The sequence below is a fragment of the Halomonas cibimaris genome, from assembly GCF_055379665.1.
Genome location: NZ_AP043828.1, coordinates 1730604 through 1749476, shown reverse-complemented (window position 1 = coordinate 1749476; position 18873 = coordinate 1730604). Strand labels below are relative to the sequence as shown.

Below are 18873 nucleotides of genomic sequence, written 5' to 3'. Positions count from 1 at the left end.
AGCCGCTTCATGAGTCGAACTTCGCAACGCACTGCAAAAGCGCCGCTCTGGCCGCGGCATCGCGGATCAGGCGCTTGCGCAGCGAGGCATCAAGCTCCAGATGCACAAACCCGTTAAACCCCCGGCGGCGTACATCAGCGGCCAGGGTGTTGGTGGTGGCGCCAAGCTCGCGCACGTCCCGAGGATAGAGCCGCGCCTGGATATCCAGCCGGTCGGCCAAACAGCCGGCCAGGCGCGCCAGCGCCTCGGGCGGGGAACGACTCCCGTCGCTCAGAATGGCCTGTGCGCTACGGCCGGCAGGCGTATCGCGCTTGTCGCGGCTGAAGCCGTGAAGCTGCAGTATGCGCCCATCAGGGTACACATCGGCAAAGGCACGGCTCAGCGCATGCAGATAGCTATCGGCTATGTGCACAAGGTCGGTGTCGTCGCCATGGTAGCGGTGAACGGTATTCCACGCCGCAGCGACGGCCGTGCTCTCCATAAAGAGCCGGCGCGCCAGGGTGCCCGTTCGCCGATCGAAGTACTGATGAGGCGCCTGAATCAGCAGCGGCATGCCCCCTTCAATGCGGGTGGCAAAAAGGCCGCGCCCATCGCGGGCTTGCGGTTTTTCGATGAGTACAACGCTTTGCGGCCTTGAGACCGCCACGGCCTCAAGGCCAAAAACGTCGAACCCCGTGCGCGTCAAGCGGCGCGCCGCCTCAAGCCGGTCCGGCGCTTTCAGCCAGCGCGTAAAGGCGTTTTGCGCCCGCAGGATCGCATCCCCGGCGGGCAAGGCATACGAGGCACTGCGCGCCCGGTCGAGCCGTGCGTCGAGCGTGTCATCAGAAAAGGCCGGCGCCACGCCAACGGGCATTACCAGCAGCGCAGCGCCCAGCAATGCGCCTTGTATCGTGTACGTTCCCTGTTTCATTGTCTCTCCTCGCGAAAACCCTGCGCCCGCTCATGCTCCCCCGGCAGCACTTCGTGGAAAATCAGATAGCCCGGCGCCCCCTGCTGCAGCGAAAACTCAACCGTCACCGGCCCTTCGGGCACATCACCGCCCAGATCCATCAAAAGCGGCTGCGGATAGGCAAGGCGCTCGCGCTGCTGGTCGAGCACGTAGCCGACCCCGGCCTGTTCGGCCGTAGGCGTTACCCGGTAGAGCCGCTCAAGATGCGTCCATTCCTGGGTCACCTGGGCTGTGCGCGCCTCCGGCATAACGCGCACCCGCACCGTGCTTGCATCGCCGGCGCGGCCAAGTGAGTAAAAGCGCGCACCGAAAAGCTGGCTGGCCGTTCGCTTTTCCACCCGATAGCGCAGCGGCGTATCGTCAAGCCGAAAGGCCGTGCGGCGCAGAAAACCCGACCGGTCAGGGTAGCGATAGTTCATCAGCCAGGTGCCTGCGCTGCGGGTGTGCAGCGTGACGGTATGCCGGCCCGGTTCAAGCCGCGGCAGGTCAATTTCGCCGCGCCTGCCGATGCGCTCATGGCGCACCGTGCGGCCGTCGATATCCAAAGCCAGGCGAAACGGATCGGACAGCTCGCGCAGATAGATAAGCTGTGGCTCAAGGCTACGAGCCGCGCCGGGCGCTTCCAGGTCTATTGTCTGGGTGCCAGGCGTCAGGGGCTGAAAGTAGCCGGACAGCCCTTGCGGGCGCAGACGCGACTCGCCGCGCACGGGCATCAGAATGCGCCCGCCGCGTGCCGCCCGCTGAGGCTCAAGGGCTTCCCACTGGTAGCGCCCGGCCAAAAGATCGGGATTTCTCTTCGGCGGGCGTGACTGAACGTGCAGCACCGGGCGAGGCGGCGAGGTTGCCGCACGGCTTTTGGGCGGCTGCAGAAGAAACCAGCTCGGCTGGCCTTTGTCATCGCCTTGCCAGGCGTAGTAGTCAGCCGGCACCCGCGTGCGATGCGGCAGGTCATCCGGGCGGGTGTACGCAGTAACCAGCAGCGATTGCCGGGCGGCCACCTCCAGCGAGGCCGCCTCGGGCGGCAAACGAAGGTAGAAATGCGCCGGGTCGGAAAGATCGGCCACCGGCTGGGTATCAGCCATGCGGTCAATGCTTGAAGGTTTCACAATAGATTCAAGCCGGCCCTGCTGCACCGCGCTGCCTTGGGCATCAAGCAGTCGATATTCGGCCTGAAGCAGCTTTTCTTTCGGCAAGGGCACGCCGTCGGCGTAAGCGCGCAGGTCAAAGCGCAGAGAAGTGCCCACATCGTCGCTTTGCCACAGGGGAAAAGTGACGCTCTGGCCGGCCTCTACTCGCCACGCACGCAGAAAACGCGGTTCGGGCAGAGCGCTTTGCTCTGGCGCATTGACCGGCCGGATATCCAGCATGCCGGGCTGATTCGGCGTCACGACCACAAGCCCGGGCAAGAGATCACGCGTTACGGTAGCCGACTCGCCGTCAAAGCGGTGCCTTTCTTCCCGAGGCGGTTCGAACTGCTCGGTGACATAGCGAAGCGCCAGCTCGCTTTTCTGCGCCTTGTCCTCCAAAGGCTTGAAGTGAATGCGATAGCGCCCTGCTTTTTTGATGGGCACTATGCCCAGCCGATCCGGCCCCGCATAGAGGCCCGGCGGCGGCGGCATCCGCCGCGGATCACGCTCAACCCCGGCATCTTCAATGTTGAACAAGGTGTCCTGGGCAGGATGGACCCCCAGCGGGCCGACGGGCTGCCACTGCCGCTCCAGCAAATTCAGCTGCTCTTGGCGCGTCAGCAGCTCCGGCGGATAAAGGGCGCCTCGGGACAGGCGCTGCTGCTGGGCGCGGCTCAGTCGCTCCCAGGCCACAGACGCCTGGCGCTCACTCATCCGCTCCTCGTAATAGACGCGCACGGCGACGTTTTTCAGCGGCGGCGATAGCGGCGCCAGCCGCAGTCGAACATAGGCCGTGCGCGCCAACCCATCCAGCCGGACGTGAAACGATTGGCCCGCCGCCACGGCAAGCGCTCTATCCGTATAGAGGTTGCGCACAATCGGCACGCCTTCCTTGACCCGCGGCGTCGGCACCCGGGTTTGCTGGGTGTAGTGCCCCTTGTGCAGCGGCGTCATGTCGCTGTCCAGAAGCTGGTACTCCAGGGCATAGCGCAGCAGCACGTCCCGCTCGGCTTCGGGATCAACCCCGGCATGCGTCAAGATACGCAGCCGCGCCGCCTGGCCAATAACGGGAAAGGTCAGCCAGTCCTCCTGGGGAAGAAAATAGACCGTAGAAGGACGGGCCTTCAGATCAAGCTGCTGGGCGACAGCCGGCGTGGGCGGCGGCGGCTGAAACAGCAAACGCAGGGGTTGATAAACAAACGCTGCCGCAACGGCAAACAGCAACACAGCCAGGAGACGACCCAGTATTCTCATGTATCGCCTCTTACGCGCAGTAGAAAGGCCCGGCGGCGGACAAAGCGCTCAAGCTGCGCTTGCAAACGCTCGGGTGTGGACTCGACGACGTGTTTGCCGATGGGGTTGAGGTTGGCAACGGCCATGATCGAGCTGGGCTGGCCGGCCTGTGCCACCAGCAAAAACGCCTGGCGAGACGCAGAATCCAGCACACGCACGAGGTGATGGCCCCGGCGCTGTAGCGCGCTTAACGCCACGATATTGCCGGTTTCCACGTAATGCTCAAGCAGCGTCTCGACGCTTTCCGGCAAGGAGGCCGAGGAAACCCTGTAGCGCTTTAGCTGCTCGCCTAGCGCCGCGTGCAGGGTGTCGATGTGCAAAGCCTGGAATTTCAGCTGCTGCTGTCGATTAGCAAAAGGCAGCTGGAAAGCCTCTCGCGCCGCAGGCGTGATCCAGACGGTCGCGAAATCCGCGCCGTGTGCGACATCCAGATAGCGGGTCTGGGCGTTGCTGCCCACCTCGTAGCCGGCGGTTGCTTCGCCGCCGAGGACGGTTTGGGCGTCAAGCCCCATGGCCTTGAGGGTGTCACGCAGCCGCTCGCGCAGGGGCAGGGGTGGCGCGCCCGGGCGCAGGCCGTCCCTGAAGGCCAGCAGGCTCGGCGTGGAAATGCCGGCTTGATATCCCATGCCGCGTACCTGGGTCACCAGCAAAGGGGTTCCCTGGGCTTCACGCACAAACACCTGATGCACAAGATTGAACAGGCTGCGCTGATTGCGCGGGCTCAGCACGTCCGAGCCGCCCTCCGGGTCAACAAAGGGGTGGCTGCCGGCGATCAACAGCGCCCTGGCGCCAAGAAGCTGGAACAGCTGAGTGCCGGCCTCAAGGGTTTGGCGCTCGTAGCGCGGTCGCGGCACCTGAACAAAGTGGGATGACGCGCCGCCCGGGGCCATTACCACGGTTCCCCAGGGCTGAAATGGCCGCACTCCCGGCGTGTTTTCCAAAATCAGATAGTGCTGATCGCGGGCGCGATCGTGAAACCGAACGATGTGATAGCCAAGCCCTCGGGCCAGATCGTTGAGATAGCGCAGCTCGCTGAGCGCGTCTTCCGACCACTCGCTGATGGAGCCACTCGCTGCCAGCTCAAGAAGCGGACCCAGCACCTCGATATCAAAAAACAGCAGCTCGTCGAGGCGCGGCTGACGAAAATCAAGGCCTGCCGCTGTGCGAATCAGCGCGGTTTTTTCCAACAGGTAGTCGCTTAAAGCCCCGTCGCGGCTGTCGAGACGCAGCGGAGTCCCACGCTGGCCATGGCTGCGGGCCAGCAGCGGGCGCAGCGCATCAGGGTTGAGATAGAGTTCAGCAAAGCCCTCTCGGCTGCGGGCACGCTGCACGTTGGGGATGCCCGGCGACTCCCAGCGCAGCGCCACCTCTCCCAGCAGCCGCTCCAGGTTTTGCAGCCGCAAGTCTTCCGGCAGCTGCTGCTTGACTAACAGCTGGCTTGGCATCCCCGGCGGGCCGGATGTCTCGGGCGCTCGGCTGCCCGGCAGTTCGCGCGCTGTCGTCCGCGTGATCAACTGCACCTGCAGCGCATGGCGGGCCCCGAAGGTCTGATGGAGCTGATGAAAAAAGCTGCCCGGGTTGCGCGTCACATCAATGCGACCGGCGCTATTTTCAAGCGCTTGCACGCTGCTTACGGCAAGGGCCGACGCCTGCTGATCGCGAAACAGCGCAAGTCCCGCTTCAATCAGGCCCCGCTGTTCAATGGCCGCCGGTATCTCCACCACAAGCCGGCTTTCCGGCCGCACGTCGATGATATAGGTGCCCCACCCGCGCGATACGCCGACTTCGCGGACAACCAGATAGCGCTCCTCGATTCGGGAAATCGTATAGTTCAGCCGGCGAAGTCGGCGTCGCGCCTGCTGCAGCTGCGCTGATGCCCCCTCACGCTGATAGCTTTTCAAGGCCAGCAGCGCCGTTTTGAATTCAGCAAGCTGTGTACCGCTTGGCTGCGGCGGGCGCTCCCGGCCGATGACACCGTAGTCCACCACCCGCTGACGCAGCAGCAGATCCCCAAGCGTCGCCTCAGCGGCCGGCTCCACCGCAAGCGCCTCGCCGCCGGCGTTGCTTTCCATGCGCTGCGCCGGAATGAAACTCAAGACAAAGCCCACAAAGCTGGCCGCCACCACAGCGGTCAGCGACGTTTGCAGCGTGGCCCGGGTAACCCGGATACCGATTTCCTTGTCATGGATCTTGAGCGCAAGCAGCGTCGAAATAAGATAGCCAAAAGCAAAAAAGTCACTGCCTTTTGCCCAGGGCGCAAAAAGCTGCAGACCGTAACCCAGTAAAAGCTTGTAAACAAACCCTACGCTGAAGAAAAAGAAAAGCTTGCGCGCCCCGGATACGTTGCTATTGGCAAACCACGGAAGTTTCAGTAAGCCGTGCACCGCCAGCAAAATGAACTGGTCTAATTGGAGCGGACACCCCGGTAAGCCTCATACTGGAGGCATTGGAGGTGTTCATGACCAAGAAGACGCGACGTCGGTACTCTGACGAATTCAAAGCTGAGGCGGTCAACATGGTTCGAGGAGAGGGTTATGCCATCTCCGAGGCTGCCAGGCGGCTGGATATCGATCGCAGCCTGCTGGATCGCTGGTGTCGCCAGCAACGTGACCGGGAGGATGGTGTGACTGACGGCCAGGCAGATGAGCGGGATGCCGAGATCAAGAAACTTCGCGAAGAAGTTCGTAAGTTGCGGATTGAAAAGGAGGTTTTAAAAAAGGCCACGGCCTTCTTCGCGAGAGAGTCGAGCTGAGATACCAGTTCATCGAGTCGGAGAAGGCCTCCTTCCCAGTGGCGGTGCTGTGCCGTGTCATGGACGTCAGCCGCAGTGGCTTCTATGCCTGGCGTCAGCGTGAACCCGATGAGCAGCGCCAGTGCCTGCACCGGGAGGTCAAGGACATCCATGAGCAGAAACGTGGTAGCTATGGGAGCCGGCGAATGGCCAAGGAACTCCATCGCAGAGGTCACACGATCGGTCGTTATCAGGCGCGTAGCCTGATGCAGGAAGCCGGTGTCGCCTGCCGACAGCGTCGCCGCTACCGGCATACGACGGACAGCGACCACGGGCTGCCAGTGGCTCCCAACCTGCTCAAGCGGCAGTTCATGGTGCCTGAGCCCAATCAGGCGTGGGTGGCCGACATCACTGCCATCTGGACTCTGGAAGGCTGGTTGTACCTGGCGGCCGTGCTGGACCTCTACGACCGACAGGTCATCGGCTGGGCCATGGCCGACCATATGAAGACATCACTCACCCTGGACGCCCTGGAGATGGCCATTGGCCGCCGACGGCCTCCCCGGGGAGTGCTCCACCACTCGGATCGTGGCAGCCAGTATGCCTCTCGTGCGTATCGCGAACGACTGGCAAAGCACGGGTTCCAGGCCTCCATGAGCCGGAAGGGGAACTGTTGGGACAATGCGGTCATGGAGCGCTTCTTCGGCTCTCTAAAGAGTGAATGGCTGGAGGGACAGCGGTACTGGACCCGCCAGTCAGCGAGGCGCGACGTCGTGACCTACATCGAGATGGAGTACAACAGCTGCCGGCTCCACTCGACCCTTGGCTACCACGCGCCGAGGGAGATCGAGAAAATCGCGGAAGCAGCTTAATAAAAGTGTCCGCTACGACTTGACCAGAACATCGGCGGCGGTCATGGTGAAAACGGACAGCCCGGAGCGCGTAACCAGCGCCTCCATTTTGCGATTGACCTGTATGACCTGCCCGAAAAGGTCATAGAGAATCGTGCTGGTGTGAAGCAAGCTGAAAACATTTTCCAACAGCGCAAGCCTGCGCGAAAAAACCTGCAGCGTCTCGCCCAGCGCTTCGTATTCGCTTTCCACCGCATCAAGGCGCATCAGGCGCTGCCAGCGGCTCTTTTTTCTCTGCTGAAAAAGCTGCCAGCGCTGACGCTGATAAACAAGCTCACCGATCTGGTTGCTGATATCCCGCAGCAAGGAGAAAAACAGCGGATTACTGTCAAGCGTTGGTTCGTCCACTTCTCCGCTTAGAAAACCCAGCAGCTGGCCGTTAAACTCCAGCGGCACCAGAAACTGCCGCCCGCCCGGCATGGGGTTTTTCAAAAAGGTTTTCGACAGAATAATCGGCCCGCCCTCTTCCAGTGCAGTCGAGTAAGGCGTGCGCTCGAAATCGCGACGGCGCTCGTCAATATCTTCAATAGAGCAGCGATACGCCTTTATCTCGCGCAGATGCTTGGCGCTGCCCCGGCGCTCCAGCAGGATAATGCGGTCGAGGTGGAGTATCTGGGTGGTCAGCAGAATAATCTGCCCCCAGGGGTCCTGGCTGGCGTTGAAATCCGAAGGCAGCAAACGATCATGCAGGCGGCCGCTGCTGGCACGCAAAAGCGTATGCACGGTTGCGGATTCGTGGCGCTGTTCACGTCGGGAGAGCAAATACCAAAGCAGCAGATGATAAGCGATCAGCTCAATCACCGGAAAAACGCGACTTACAAAATGGAGCGAAAGCCAGCCGGCCACCAGCAAAAGCAGGCCGCCCCCGATACAAACCCCCAGAGAATGCCGCACGCCAAGCCGAAAATACAACAGCACCGAGACGCCCAGCACGGTGAGTGACAGCAATATATTTTGCCACCAGGCGGTGCGCTGCAATGGCCGGCCGCGCATCAGCGTATCCACCGTATAGCCGGCATACATCAGCCGGGAAACCCTCGCCTCTTGCGGCAAGGGGGTGAACAGCGTCGGATTGGTCGGATCCATGCGCCGCCCTATCAGCACCGCTCGGTTCGCAACCAGGTCGCGGGTGATATCGCCGCGCAGCACCCGCTCGGTCTGAAGTACCGGCAGATAGTTCATCCCCGGACGAAAATCGATCAGAAAGGCGTCCTCAGCCGCTCTTGCCTCCAGGGCACGGCTCGCCAGCGCTGCCTCGGTGGTAACGTAGCGCTCGCCGTTTTCAACAATACGGGGCACGTGCACGCTCATACGGCTCAGGCTCTGGGCCGGGGGCAGCGTCAGAACACTGCCCGTGCTTGATGTCTGGGCTGTCGTCTGTCCGACAATCACGCCAGATTCGCGCAGCCTTGCACGCTGTGTTTCGGAAAGCGTCGCAGGCGGGTGCAAAAACCCGATGCCGGCCGGGTCAAGCCGCTCAAGCCGCTCGACAAGCGCACGCCACGCCGGTTGCCGGCGCTGTTCAAAGTCGGCTTCCACCAGCACGACCCGAGGCGTGGGCCTGCCTACGGGGGTAAGTCGATGATACTGCCCCTGCACCCAGGCATCGGGAAGTTGAAAAACGCCCAGCGTGCTGGCAAGCCAGATGCCCACAAGGCTGATGAGCGCAATCCCGGGGCCGGCAAGACGCCAGCGATGCAGGGGGGCCAGAATCATATAAGAAAAACCTTAACTATATGCAATCCCCCTGCCGTACTGGGCTTTGCCTGAAAAGAAACGGGCCTAAGCCAGACAAGGCAAAAACAGCGAAAAGACACGCTTTACTGCGCGTAAACGAGCTCTCTGCGCTATTTTAACGTGGCATAGGCAAGCAAAAGCGGGCCAGACGTTTATGGCAAGTGACGGCTTTCAAGCTAACGGAGGGTGTTTTGACGATGGTGGCGTACGATATTGCTCTTATTGGTGGGCCCAGGCGGACTCGAACCGCCGACCAAGGGATTATGAGTCCCCTGCTCTAACCAACTGAGCTATAGGCCCGTGTGCGAGGCGCATCATACCGGATGCATGAAACCGAGGCTAGACATCAGCGATCAAAGTGCGGCGTTTATTCTCTACATTCAGGGCCGCCAGGCCCCGCCGGCCGGGCGTTGTGACAGCCTGTAAATATTGGTGTATAATATAATTTAATAATACTTACGTATTGCACGCCTTTTTCATTATGGTTTCGGCGCCAGTCGGGCTGAACCGGTTATCCGGCTCAGCAGGCGGCGATCGTGCTTTTGTCATGAGCGTGTATTCTTCTCACCAACCAGGCATCGCCGATGGACGACAAACAAAACGTCAAGATTAAGGTGCGCGGGTTAAGCAAAGTTTTTGGCAAAAACCCCCAAAAAGCTTTGGAACTGCGCAACCAAGGCCTTAAACGTCCGGAAATTCTGGAAAAAACCGGCCAAACGCTGGGGCTTTCCAATATCGAATTCGACGTTCACGAAGGAGAGCTGCTGGTGGTCATGGGGCTTTCAGGCTCCGGTAAATCCACCCTGATCCGCTGTCTCAACCGCCTGATTGAAACCACCGAAGGGGAAATCGTCATCGACGGCGAGAATATCCCCACGCTAAGCGACAAGGCCCTGCTGGAGTGTCGTCGCCGGCACTTTTCCATGGTGTTTCAAAACTTTGCCCTCTTCCCCCACCGCACGGTGCAGAAAAACGCCGAGTTCGGCCTGGAAATTCGCGGCGTGAGCAAAGACGAGCGGCACAAGCTGGCCCGAGAATCGCTGCACCAGGTCGGGCTTGACGGCTGGGAAGATGCCTACCCCAACCAGCTTTCCGGCGGTATGCAGCAGCGCGTAGGCCTGGCCCGGGCGCTGGCCAACGATGCCAGCGTTTTGCTGATGGACGAGGCCTTTTCTGCGCTTGATCCGCTGATTCGCAAGGACATGCAGCAAGAGCTCATGCAGCTGCAGGCCAAGACGAAAAAGACCACGGTGTTTATCACCCACGATCTGGATGAGGCGCTAAGCATTGGCGATCGCATCGTGCTGCTCAAAGACGGCGAAATTGTCCAGATCGGCACGCCCGAAGAAATCCTGACCCGCCCTGCCGACGACTACGTGCGCCGCTTCATCGAAGGGGTGGACATGTCGCGCATTCTTACCGCAGAAAGCGCCATGCGCCGGGTGCGTGAAACCGCTCGGGAAAGCGACGGCCCGCGCACCGCGCTGTACAAGATGCGCGAAAACAGCATTGACTCCATTTACGTCACTGACCGCAACCGCAAACTGGTGGGCCTGCTGGAAGTGGATGCTGCCAGCCAGGCGGCCGATCAGGGTGCCGACACCATCGCCGAGTACGTGACTCAGGACTTCCGCCGCGTCAAGCCCGATGAGCCGCTGCAGAACCTGTTTGCCATGTTCAGCGAGAAAAGCTTCCCCATTGCCGTGGAGGATGACCAGCAGCGTCTTCTCGGCGTAGTGGTGAAAGGTGGCGTTCTGAACGAACTCGCACGGGCAGGAGAGCAATGATGGATATCGTACGCATTCCCCTTGGGGGCTGGATCGAGGGCGGGCTGAACTGGCTGACCAGCGAGTATTCCGTGGTCACCCGGGGCATTTCCGGCATCACCCAAACCGGCATAGACGGGCTGAACGACGCGCTGATGTGGCTGCCCGAGTGGGCGCTGATGGCGATCATTGTCGCGCTGTGCTGGCGCGCCTCCTCCGTTCGCCTGGCCATCGGCGCCGCCGCCGGGCTTGCGCTGATCTGGAACATGGGCCTTTGGGATCCGATGATCGAGACGCTGACCCTGGTGGTCATCGCCACTTTGGTGGCTGTGGTCATCGCGCTGCCGGTAGGCATCGCCGCGGCGCTGTCTGAACGGCTGTATCGGACCATCATGCCGCTGCTGGACTTCATGCAGACCATGCCGGCGTTTGTGTATCTGATTCCGGCGATTCCGTTTTTCGGCATCGGCTCGGTTTCAGCGATCTTTGCCACGGTGATTTTCTCCATGCCGCCGGCCATCCGCTTTACCACCCTGGGCATTCGCCAGGTGCCGGTAGACCTTATCGAAGCGGCGGATGCCTACGGGGCAACCCGGGGCCAGAAGCTTTTTAAAGTGCAGCTGCCGCTTTCCCTGCCGACGCTGATGGCGGGCATCAACCAGACCATCATGCTGGCGCTTTCCATGGTGGTCATCGCGGCGATGATCGGTGCCGACGGCTTGGGCAGCGAAGTCTGGCGCGCCATTCAGCGCCTGCGTCCGGGGGATGGCTTTGAGGCCGGCATTGCCGTGGTCATCCTGGCCATGCTGCTGGATCGCTTGACCCAGTCACTGCGCAAATAGCACGCGCACAGCGCCGCCGGGCGAAGCCGGCGCTGCACGCCGCTTTCTTGAAACCTCGGGAATAAGCAGCCAAAGTGCATAGTGCATCGCGAGTACTGTTTAGAGTACATACGGTTTAAAGCGCGTACGGTCTAAAGCGCGCACTGTCTAAAGCACGCACGGCGTAAAGTGCAGGCCGCTCAACGTACCTACTGCTTGACGTACATTGTTCTGGTCAAGTCGTAGCGGACACTTTTATTAAGCTGCTTCCGCGATTTTCTCGATCTCCCTCGGCGCGTGGTAGCCAAGGGTCGAGTGGAGCCGGCAGCTGTTGTACTCCATCTCGATGTAGGTCACGACGTCGCGCCTCGCTGACTGGCGGGTCCAGTACCGCTGTCCCTCCAGCCATTCACTCTTTAGAGAGCCGAAGAAGCGCTCCATGACCGCATTGTCCCAACAGTTCCCCTTCCGGCTCATGGAGGCCTGGAACCCGTGCTTTGCCAGTCGTTCGCGATACGCACGAGAGGCATACTGGCTGCCACGATCCGAGTGGTGGAGCACTCCCCGGGGAGGCCGTCGGCGGCCAATGGCCATCTCCAGGGCGTCCAGGGTGAGTGATGTCTTCATATGGTCGGCCATGGCCCAGCCGATGACCTGTCGGTCGTAGAGGTCCAGCACGGCCGCCAGGTACAACCAGCCTTCCAGAGTCCAGATGGCAGTGATGTCGGCCACCCACGCCTGATTGGGCTCAGGCACCATGAACTGCCGCTTGAGCAGGTTGGGAGCCACTGGCAGCCCGTGGTCGCTGTCCGTCGTATGCCGGTAGCGGCGACGCTGTCGGCAGGCGACACCGGCTTCCTGCATCAGGCTACGCGCCTGATAACGACCGATCGTGTGACCTCTGCGATGGAGTTCCTTGGCCATTCGCCGGCTCCCATAGCTACCACGTTTCTGCTCATGGATGTCCTTGACCTCCCGGTGCAGGCACTGGCGCTGCTCATCGGGTTCACGCTGACGCCAGGCATAGAAGCCACTGCGGCTGACGTCCATGACACGGCACAGCACCGCCACTGGGAAGGAGGCCTTCTCCGACTCGATGAACTGGTATCTCAGCTCGACTCTCTCGCGAAGAAGGCCGTGGCCTTTTTTAAAACCTCCTTTTCAATCCGCAACTTACGAACTTCTTCGCGAAGTTTCTTGATCTCGGCATCCCGCTCATCTGCCTGGCCGTCAGTCACACCATCCTCCCGGTCACGTTGCTGGCGACACCAGCGATCCAGCAGGCTGCGATCGATATCCAGCCGCCTGGCAGCCTCGGAGATGGCATAACCCTCTCCTCGAACCATGTTGACCGCCTCAGCTTTGAATTCGTCAGAGTACCGACGTCGCGTCTTCTTGGTCATGAACACCTCCAATGCCTCCAGTATGAGGCTTACCGGGGTGTCCGCTCCAATTAGACCAGTTCACATACTGCTTAAAAGGAAAACGCACCATGAAGCATCTGCTTAATCGACACATCCGTTTTGCCAGCATGACCCTTGCCACCGGCGCGGTTCTTCTCGCCGGCACCGCTCAGGCCCTGGGCACCGGCGCTGCCCTCAGCGCCGAATCCGCCTATGCCGAGGACAGGGGAACGATCAATCTCTCCTACGTTGAGTGGGCCTCTACCGTGGCCTCCACCGAGGTGATGAAAGTCGTTCTGGAACAGGCCGGCTATACGGTTGAAACCTCCTCGCTGTCCGCCGCCGCAATGTGGCAGTCCGTTGCCACCGGCGATACCGACGCCTTTCTCGCCGGCTGGCTGCCGGCAACGCACGAAGACTACTACGCCAAGCTCAAGGATGACCTGGTCGACGTCGGTGCCAACCTTGAAGGCGCCAAGCTCGGCATGGTGGTTCCCGAATACAGCGACGTGAACTCCATCGCCGACATGAACGACCATGCCGACAGCTTCAAAGGCAAGATTACCGGCATCGACCCGGGTGCCGGCGTGATGCGCCTGACCGAAAAAACCATCGAAGAATACGACCTGGACTATGATCTGGTCAGCGGCAGCGGTGCCACCATGACCGCCGCACTCAAGTCCGCCATCGACAACAACGAAAACATTGCCGTTACCGGCTGGACTCCGCACTGGATGCTTGCACGCTGGGACCTCAAGTTCCTCGACGACCCCAAGGGAACCTATGGCAGCACCGAGCAGATTCATACCATCGCCCGCCAGGGGCTCGAAGAAGACATGCCCCGCGCCTACGCGATCCTTGAAGCCTTCAAATGGTCATCAGACGACATGAACGAGGTGATGCTGATGCAGGAAGGCAGCGACGATCCCTACGAGGCCGCCAGGACGTGGGTCGAAAACAACCCGGAAACGGTCAGCGAGTGGCTTAAAGGCTAAACCCGGTTCACGCTGTATCAGGCCACGTCTGCCGGCGTGGCCTCTTTTGATACCACAAGCGTATGTGAGCCAACCAAGGAGACATCATGTTCAAGCACATTATGGTGCCGGTAGATCTTGCACACATGAAAACGCTGGAACCGGCACTGCAGGTGGTTGCCGACATGGCACGCCACTACGATGCCAAGATCACCTACGTGGGCGTCACCACCAGCACGCCCAGCAGCATTGCGCGCACGCCTGAAGAATATCAAAAAAAGCTTGACGACTTTGCCCAGCAGCGGCATGCCGTTCACGGCCGCCCCGTCGCCGGCAAGGTCTACCACTCCCCTGACCCGGTCGCCAACCTGAACGACCTGCTGATCGAGGCGGTAGACGACGTCGGTGCCGATCTGGTGATCATGGCGACACACCTGCCCAAGTCTTTGGACGCGATTATTCCAGCCAACGGGGACAGAGTCGCCTCTCGCACGCATACTTCCATCTTTTTGGTACGCACGCCGGAAATAACCGATACCGGCGCCTAAGCAGCCACCGTTGGTCATAAACGTCATCTTTGACACCTGCAAGGGAGATTAGCCTGTGGCTAATAATCACGATAACCCAGAGGCGCACGAACAAACCGCCTCGGAAGGTGTGCCCGCCCCGGAGGGCGCGGCCAACCTGATCGATACCGACTACGTTGTCGGCCAGGATAACATTGCGACCAAGCGGCTCGGGGTTCCCATTGACCTTCACAGCGTCGTGTTTAGCGTATCTTCGCTGATTATACTGCTGTTTGTCGTCGTCACGCTGGCACTTCAGGATCAGGTAGCGCCTTTGTTCAACGGCACCTTCAGCTACCTGACCGGCAACCTGAGCTGGGTATTTCTACTCGGCGGCAACATTTTCGTGCTGGTCGCGCTGGGCCTGGTGCTCTCCCCGCTGGGCAAGGTACGCATCGGCGGCGCCAAGGCCACGCCCGACTTCAGCTACGCCGGCTGGTTTGCCATGCTGTTTGCCGCAGGGATGGGCATCGGGCTGATGTTTTACGGCGTCGCCGAGCCGCTTTCCCACTTCAGCACATCGCTTGGCGGCACCGACGGCGCCCCGCTCGGCGGCGCGGAAGGCAACCCCGAAGCGGCCACGTCGCTGAGCATGGCCGCGTCCATTTACCACTGGGGGCTACACCCCTGGGGCGCCTACGCCATTGTGGGCCTGTCGCTTGCCATCTTTGCCTATAACAAAGGGCTGCCGCTGACCATGCGCTCGATTTTCTACCCCGTTCTCGGGGAGCGCATCTGGGGCTGGCCGGGCCACGTAATTGACATCATGGCCGTGTTTGCCACGCTGTTTGGTCTTGCGACGTCGCTAGGCCTGGGCGCCACTCAGGCCTCTACCGGGCTTAACTACCTGTTCGGGATTCCCAACACCAACACCACCATGGTGGTGCTGATTCTGGGCATCACCGCGGTGGCGCTGTTTTCGGTCGTCGCCGGGGTGGACAAGGGCGTACAGCGCTTGTCGCGGCTCAACATGGCGCTGGCGTTTCTGCTGCTGGCCTTTGTTATTGTCGTAGGCCCCACCATGGCAATCGCTACCGGCTTTTTCACTAACCTTGGCACCTACATCACCAAGCTTCCTGCCCTGGCCAACCCCTTCGCGCGTGAGGATGCCGGCTTCGTACAGGGCTGGACGGCCTTCTACTGGGCCTGGTGGATCTCCTGGTCACCGTTTGTCGGCATGTTTATTGCCCGGGTCAGCCGCGGCCGCAGCGTACGCGAATTCCTGATCGCTGTGCTGGTGGTACCGGTGCTGGTCTCGGTTCTGTGGATGACGGCTTTCGGCGGTACAGCCATTGATCAGGTCGTCGCGCAGGGCATCACCGAGGTGCAAGACGCCACGCTGGATCTCAAGCTGTTTGCCATGCTGGGCCAGCTGCCGCTTTCTTCCATCACCTCTTTTGTGGGCATCGTGCTGGTCATCGTGTTTTTCGTGACCTCGTCGGACTCCGGTTCGCTGGTCATTGACTCGATTACCGCCGGCGGCAAGATCGATGCGCCCAAGCCCCAGCGTATTTTCTGGGCGATCATTGAAGGCGGCATCGCGATTGCCTTGCTGCTGGGCGGCGGGCTGAGCGCGCTACAGGCTGCCTCGGTTTCTACCGGCCTGCCGTTTACGGTCGTGCTGCTATTTGGCTGCTACACGCTGATCAAAGCGCTGATGAGCGAGCCGCGTTCCGTATAACGCCGCTGCAGTAGCGCAGCAAAAAAGCGATTGAAAAAGCAAGCAAAGGGCAGCCCTCGGGCTGCCCTTTTCTATTGCGGCACCGGCGTATATCGGCCGCGCAATCTGCGCTGCCTTAGCACCATAGCGCGCTCAGCGGCGTTTCGGGATGGTAGTGGGTAGCAACCTGCGCCTGCAAAAGCTCGGCGGTCGCCAGCGCATCCACCAGGGCGTGGTGGCCCTGATAGGCAGGCAGGCCGTAGCGCGCGCGGCTGGCGTTGAGCCGAATGGATACCGGCGGGCGCCCCAGCCAGCGGCGAAACCGCGCCCAGCGGCTCTGGCGGTACAGCCGCGCTTCCAGCGACATGGTGTCAATCATGGGAAACACGACGCCTTCCCCGCGGCGTACCCGCACCGCCGCTTCCAGAAAGGGGCGCTCGATATTGCGAAAGTGCACCACCACAACCCGGCCGGCAATGGCCGGCAGCAGCTCATCGATGATGGCCTCGAAGTCCGGCGCCCCGGCAATTTCCGAATGGGTAATGTGATGATAGGCAATAGACGCCCCGGAAAGCGGCCGGGACGGCTTTACCACCCAATAGCGCCGGTGCGCCAGCGGGATGCGCGCCAGCGTAAAGGGCACCACGCCCACGCTTACAATGGCATGGCGGCGCTCGTCCAGCCCGGTGGTCTCCATATCCAGCGCGACCATGGGCACGTCAGCGATGGGGGTTTGCGGTGCCGGCACCGGCGTGGCGAAAAACGCCTTGACGGCATCATTTTGGGCCGCGGCGGCGCGCGAGCGCATATATCCGGCCCAGTCGGCCCGAACGATTTTCTGTCGCGGCCGAACTCCCCACATCAGCGCCGCTCCGTTTGGCTAGAGGGCATGGGATAGCGGAATTTCAGAAACTTCTGGGCGTTGCTCAGCACCTGAAACGCATCCTTCAGGGTATGGCGCTCGCTGCTTTCAACGTTTTCCGGCTCGATGTTGTTATCCGCGTCTCGGCCTTTTTCGATATCAATCGCCTGATGGCGAAGCCGCGACATGCACAAAAATTCAAAGGCATAGCGCAGCTTATCGCTCACGCCCGAGGCCAGTACCCGCGCCCGGTGAATATCGTCCAGGCGCGCGAAGGTGTTTTGGGCGCTGGAGCCACAGGCCAGCGCGTGTATGCGGACCAGATCCACCATAGGGGCCGTGCCGCGGCGCTTGAGGTTGATGGAGTTGTTGTGCTTGCCGTCCTTTTCCATCACAAAGGTGCGGAAAAACCCCAGCGGCGGCGTGCGATTGAGCGCGTTACGCGCCATGGCGGCAAGAAACCGCGGGGAGCGCGGCGCCTGCTCTGCAACCAGGTCCTGGAGCTGCTCGACCAGCCAGGCTTCGCCGTAGGCACTGTCCAGGTCGAAAAAGATGGAGCTGTGCAGCAGCGTTTCTGCGGTCGGCGCGTGGATCCAGTTGTGGAAATAGCGCTTCCACACCGCTAGCGGCTGGCGCCAGCGGGCGTTGGTCGCCATGATGTTGCCCTTGCAGTAGGTGTAGCCGCAGGCGTCCAGCCCGTCGCTGACAAACGCGGCCAGGCGGCGGAAATACGCATCGTGCTGCGCCGGGTCAAAGGTATTGTCAAGCACCAGGGCGTTGTCCTGATCGGTCACAATGCCCTGCTCGTTGCGCGCCATGGAGCCGTTGACCATAAACGCATAGGGCACCGGCGGCGGGCCCAGCGACGCCTCGGCAAGCTCGCAAAGCCGGCGTGTGAAGCTGCGCCCGATGGTGGAAAGCGCGCTGCCGATCACCTCGGAACTGGCGCCTTCCTGCACCATGCGCACAAAAGCGGCGCGCACGTCCGGCGCCAGCCGCGCCAGCCCCTCTACGCTCAGCCGGCTGAAAATGTTGCTGACCAGATAAAGCCCGCTATGGGTTTCGTAGCGGATAATATCGGACAGATGAACAATGCCCAGGGGCCGCTGGCGATGCAGCACCGGCAGGTGGTGGATGTTATAGCGCAGCATGGTCAGCATGGCTTCGTTAATCGACACGTCCGCCTGCACGCTGATGGGCACCTGGGACACCACCTCTCCCACGGAAGTCTGCGCCGACACGCCCTTGGCGACGATGCGAGTGCGAAAGTCGCTGTTGGTCATGATCCCGCAGATCTGGCGCATTTCGCTGCCGTCATAAAAGCAGCGCGACGTATCCTGTGTGCAGGGGCGCGTCACCAGCAGCGCCGACGACTGATCCTCGCTCATTTGCCGGGCGGCATCCTGTACGCTGGTTTCTTCGCTGACCATGACCGGCCCGCGAGACAAAAGGCGACGAACCCGTGTGACCATCATATCGTTGGACTGACGCTGCTCTTCGGCCACGGATTCCAGCCGCGGGCGCTCCAGCTCGACAAAGTCGGCGAAATGCTCGTCTGCGCTGCAGAGCTTTTGAAACACGGCGTCGGGAATAAAGTAGATCAGCGTATCTTCAATGGCCTTGGCCGGAAAACGCACTACGTGATCGCGCAGCAAGTGGAAATGGCCGAAAATATCGCCCTCGCCCAAGCGGTTGTACAGGTCTCCCTGCCGCCGATAGACCTCCACCGCCCCGCTGCGTATGTAGCAAAACTCGTGCACGCTGGCGTTAAGCTGCAGTATAGCGCTGCCTGTTTTGAAGTAGCGCACTTCTACCTGGCCGGCCAGCGTATCCAGCAGCGTCTCGCTGAGCGCATCAAAGGGCGGAAACTGGGTCATGTGCTGGCGAACTTCCATCAGCTCGGCATCCATGCGGCCTCCTGGGCGTTATCGGTTGCGGTGTAGGCCGGTATTCTGGAACGCCTGCCGACACCGGTAAAGCGCAATCCTGTATCGACAAAAAAATCCCGGCGTTTTACGCCGGGATCTGCTGCGCCCTGAGGGGCAGCTTTGGCTGCGTTGCTTTCGCGGTGCG

Annotated in this window: 11 protein-coding genes, 1 tRNA gene and 2 pseudogenes; 6 read left to right on the top strand and 8 right to left on the bottom strand. The window is 61.2% G+C overall.

What is annotated here, in order from left to right; all coding sequences use genetic code 11:
* Window positions 1-7: 7 nt before the first annotated feature.
* Genes ACZ415_RS08150 through ACZ415_RS08140 form a run of 3 tightly spaced genes read right to left on the bottom strand, consistent with a single transcriptional unit; the run spans window position 8 to window position 5762 of the window.
* A complete protein-coding gene (locus ACZ415_RS08150) occupies window positions 8-910 on the bottom strand; it encodes a hypothetical protein (protein ID WP_344703342.1) in 903 nt (300 codons plus the stop codon).
* Window positions 907-3330, bottom strand: a complete 2424-nt coding sequence (locus ACZ415_RS08145) for a hypothetical protein (protein ID WP_344703344.1) — start codon at window positions 3328-3330, stop codon at window positions 907-909. Before ACZ415_RS08145 ends, ACZ415_RS08150 begins: the two co-directional genes overlap by 4 nt.
* Complete coding sequence (locus tag ACZ415_RS08140; RefSeq protein ID WP_464387715.1) at window positions 3327-5762, bottom strand: hypothetical protein; 2436 nt, start codon at window positions 5760-5762, stop codon at window positions 3327-3329. The genes ACZ415_RS08145 and ACZ415_RS08140 overlap by 4 nt, the downstream gene beginning before the upstream one ends.
* Window positions 5763-5827: 65 nt before the next feature.
* On the opposite strand from ACZ415_RS08140, the pseudogene ACZ415_RS08135 reads away from it, so the two are divergent.
* Window positions 5828-6972, top strand: a pseudogene (locus tag ACZ415_RS08135) (IS3 family transposase).
* Window positions 6973-6984: 12 nt separating this feature from the next.
* Here the strand turns inward: ACZ415_RS08135 and ACZ415_RS08130 are convergent.
* Entirely contained in the window at window positions 6985-8727 is a 1743-nt protein-coding gene (locus ACZ415_RS08130) for a CHASE2 domain-containing protein (protein ID WP_344703156.1), read from the bottom strand.
* Window positions 8728-8971: 244 nt separating this feature from the next.
* A tRNA-Ile gene (locus ACZ415_RS08125) sits at window positions 8972-9048 on the bottom strand.
* Between the two features lie 284 nt (window positions 9049-9332).
* Here ACZ415_RS08125 and ACZ415_RS08120 point away from each other — a divergent pair.
* The gene (locus tag ACZ415_RS08120; RefSeq protein ID WP_344703154.1) at window positions 9333-10535 is read left to right on the top strand and encodes a quaternary amine ABC transporter ATP-binding protein; all 1203 of its coding nucleotides are present in this window, start codon (window positions 9333-9335) and stop codon (window positions 10533-10535) included.
* Window positions 10535-11356 carry an ABC transporter permease gene (locus tag ACZ415_RS08115; protein ID WP_344703158.1) on the top strand — a complete coding sequence of 274 codons (822 nt, stop codon included), beginning with the start codon at window positions 10535-10537 and terminating at the stop codon, window positions 11354-11356. The genes ACZ415_RS08120 and ACZ415_RS08115 overlap by 1 nt, the downstream gene beginning before the upstream one ends.
* 237 nt (window positions 11357-11593) lie before the next feature.
* Here the strand turns inward: ACZ415_RS08115 and ACZ415_RS08110 are convergent.
* Window positions 11594-12738 (bottom strand): annotated as a pseudogene (locus tag ACZ415_RS08110) (IS3 family transposase).
* Between the two features lie 89 nt (window positions 12739-12827).
* Here ACZ415_RS08110 and ACZ415_RS08105 point away from each other — a divergent pair.
* The 3 genes from ACZ415_RS08105 (at window position 12828) to ACZ415_RS08095 (ending at window position 15959) form a co-directional block, all read left to right on the top strand.
* Complete coding sequence (locus ACZ415_RS08105; RefSeq protein ID WP_344704943.1) at window positions 12828-13733, top strand: glycine betaine ABC transporter substrate-binding protein; 906 nt, start codon at window positions 12828-12830, stop codon at window positions 13731-13733.
* Window positions 13734-13819: 86 nt separating this feature from the next.
* Complete coding sequence (locus ACZ415_RS08100; protein WP_344704944.1) at window positions 13820-14260, top strand: universal stress protein; 441 nt, start codon at window positions 13820-13822, stop codon at window positions 14258-14260.
* Window positions 14261-14315: 55 nt separating this feature from the next.
* A complete protein-coding gene (locus ACZ415_RS08095; protein WP_344704945.1) occupies window positions 14316-15959 on the top strand; it encodes a BCCT family transporter in 1644 nt (547 codons plus the stop codon).
* 115 nt (window positions 15960-16074) lie between these two features.
* On the opposite strand, the gene ACZ415_RS08090 is transcribed toward ACZ415_RS08095, so the two are convergent.
* Together ACZ415_RS08090 and ACZ415_RS08085 are read right to left on the bottom strand one after the other, a co-directional pair.
* Window positions 16075-16800: a 3'-5' exonuclease gene (locus ACZ415_RS08090; protein ID WP_344704946.1), complete on the bottom strand. Its 726-nt coding sequence runs from the start codon at window positions 16798-16800 to the stop codon at window positions 16075-16077.
* The gene (locus tag ACZ415_RS08085) at window positions 16800-18710 is read right to left on the bottom strand and encodes a putative nucleotidyltransferase substrate binding domain-containing protein (protein WP_344704947.1); all 1911 of its coding nucleotides are present in this window, start codon (window positions 18708-18710) and stop codon (window positions 16800-16802) included. Before ACZ415_RS08085 ends, ACZ415_RS08090 begins: the two co-directional genes overlap by 1 nt.
* Between the last annotated feature and the right edge of the window lie 163 nt (window positions 18711-18873).

What these genes read in the sequence shown, in the direction of transcription:
- ACZ415_RS08150 (WP_344703342.1), bottom strand. Translation starts at nt 910, where the DNA reads ATGAAACAGGGAACGTACACGATACAAGGCGCATTGCTGGGCGCTGCG.
- ACZ415_RS08145 (WP_344703344.1), bottom strand. Translation starts at nt 3,330, where the DNA reads ATGAGAATACTGGGTCGTCTCCTGGCTGTGTTGCTGTTTGCCGTTGCG.
- ACZ415_RS08130 (WP_344703156.1), bottom strand. Translation starts at nt 8,727, where the DNA reads ATGATTCTGGCCCCCCTGCATCGCTGGCGTCTTGCCGGCCCCGGGATT.
- ACZ415_RS08120 (WP_344703154.1), top strand. Translation starts at nt 9,333, where the DNA reads ATGGACGACAAACAAAACGTCAAGATTAAGGTGCGCGGGTTAAGCAAA.
- ACZ415_RS08115 (WP_344703158.1), top strand. Translation starts at nt 10,535, where the DNA reads ATGGATATCGTACGCATTCCCCTTGGGGGCTGGATCGAGGGCGGGCTG.
- ACZ415_RS08105 (WP_344704943.1), top strand. Translation starts at nt 12,828, where the DNA reads ATGAAGCATCTGCTTAATCGACACATCCGTTTTGCCAGCATGACCCTT.
- ACZ415_RS08100 (WP_344704944.1), top strand. Translation starts at nt 13,820, where the DNA reads ATGTTCAAGCACATTATGGTGCCGGTAGATCTTGCACACATGAAAACG.
- ACZ415_RS08090 (WP_344704946.1), bottom strand. Translation starts at nt 16,800, where the DNA reads ATGTGGGGAGTTCGGCCGCGACAGAAAATCGTTCGGGCCGACTGGGCC.
- ACZ415_RS08085 (WP_344704947.1), bottom strand. Translation starts at nt 18,710, where the DNA reads ATGGATGCCGAGCTGATGGAAGTTCGCCAGCACATGACCCAGTTTCCG.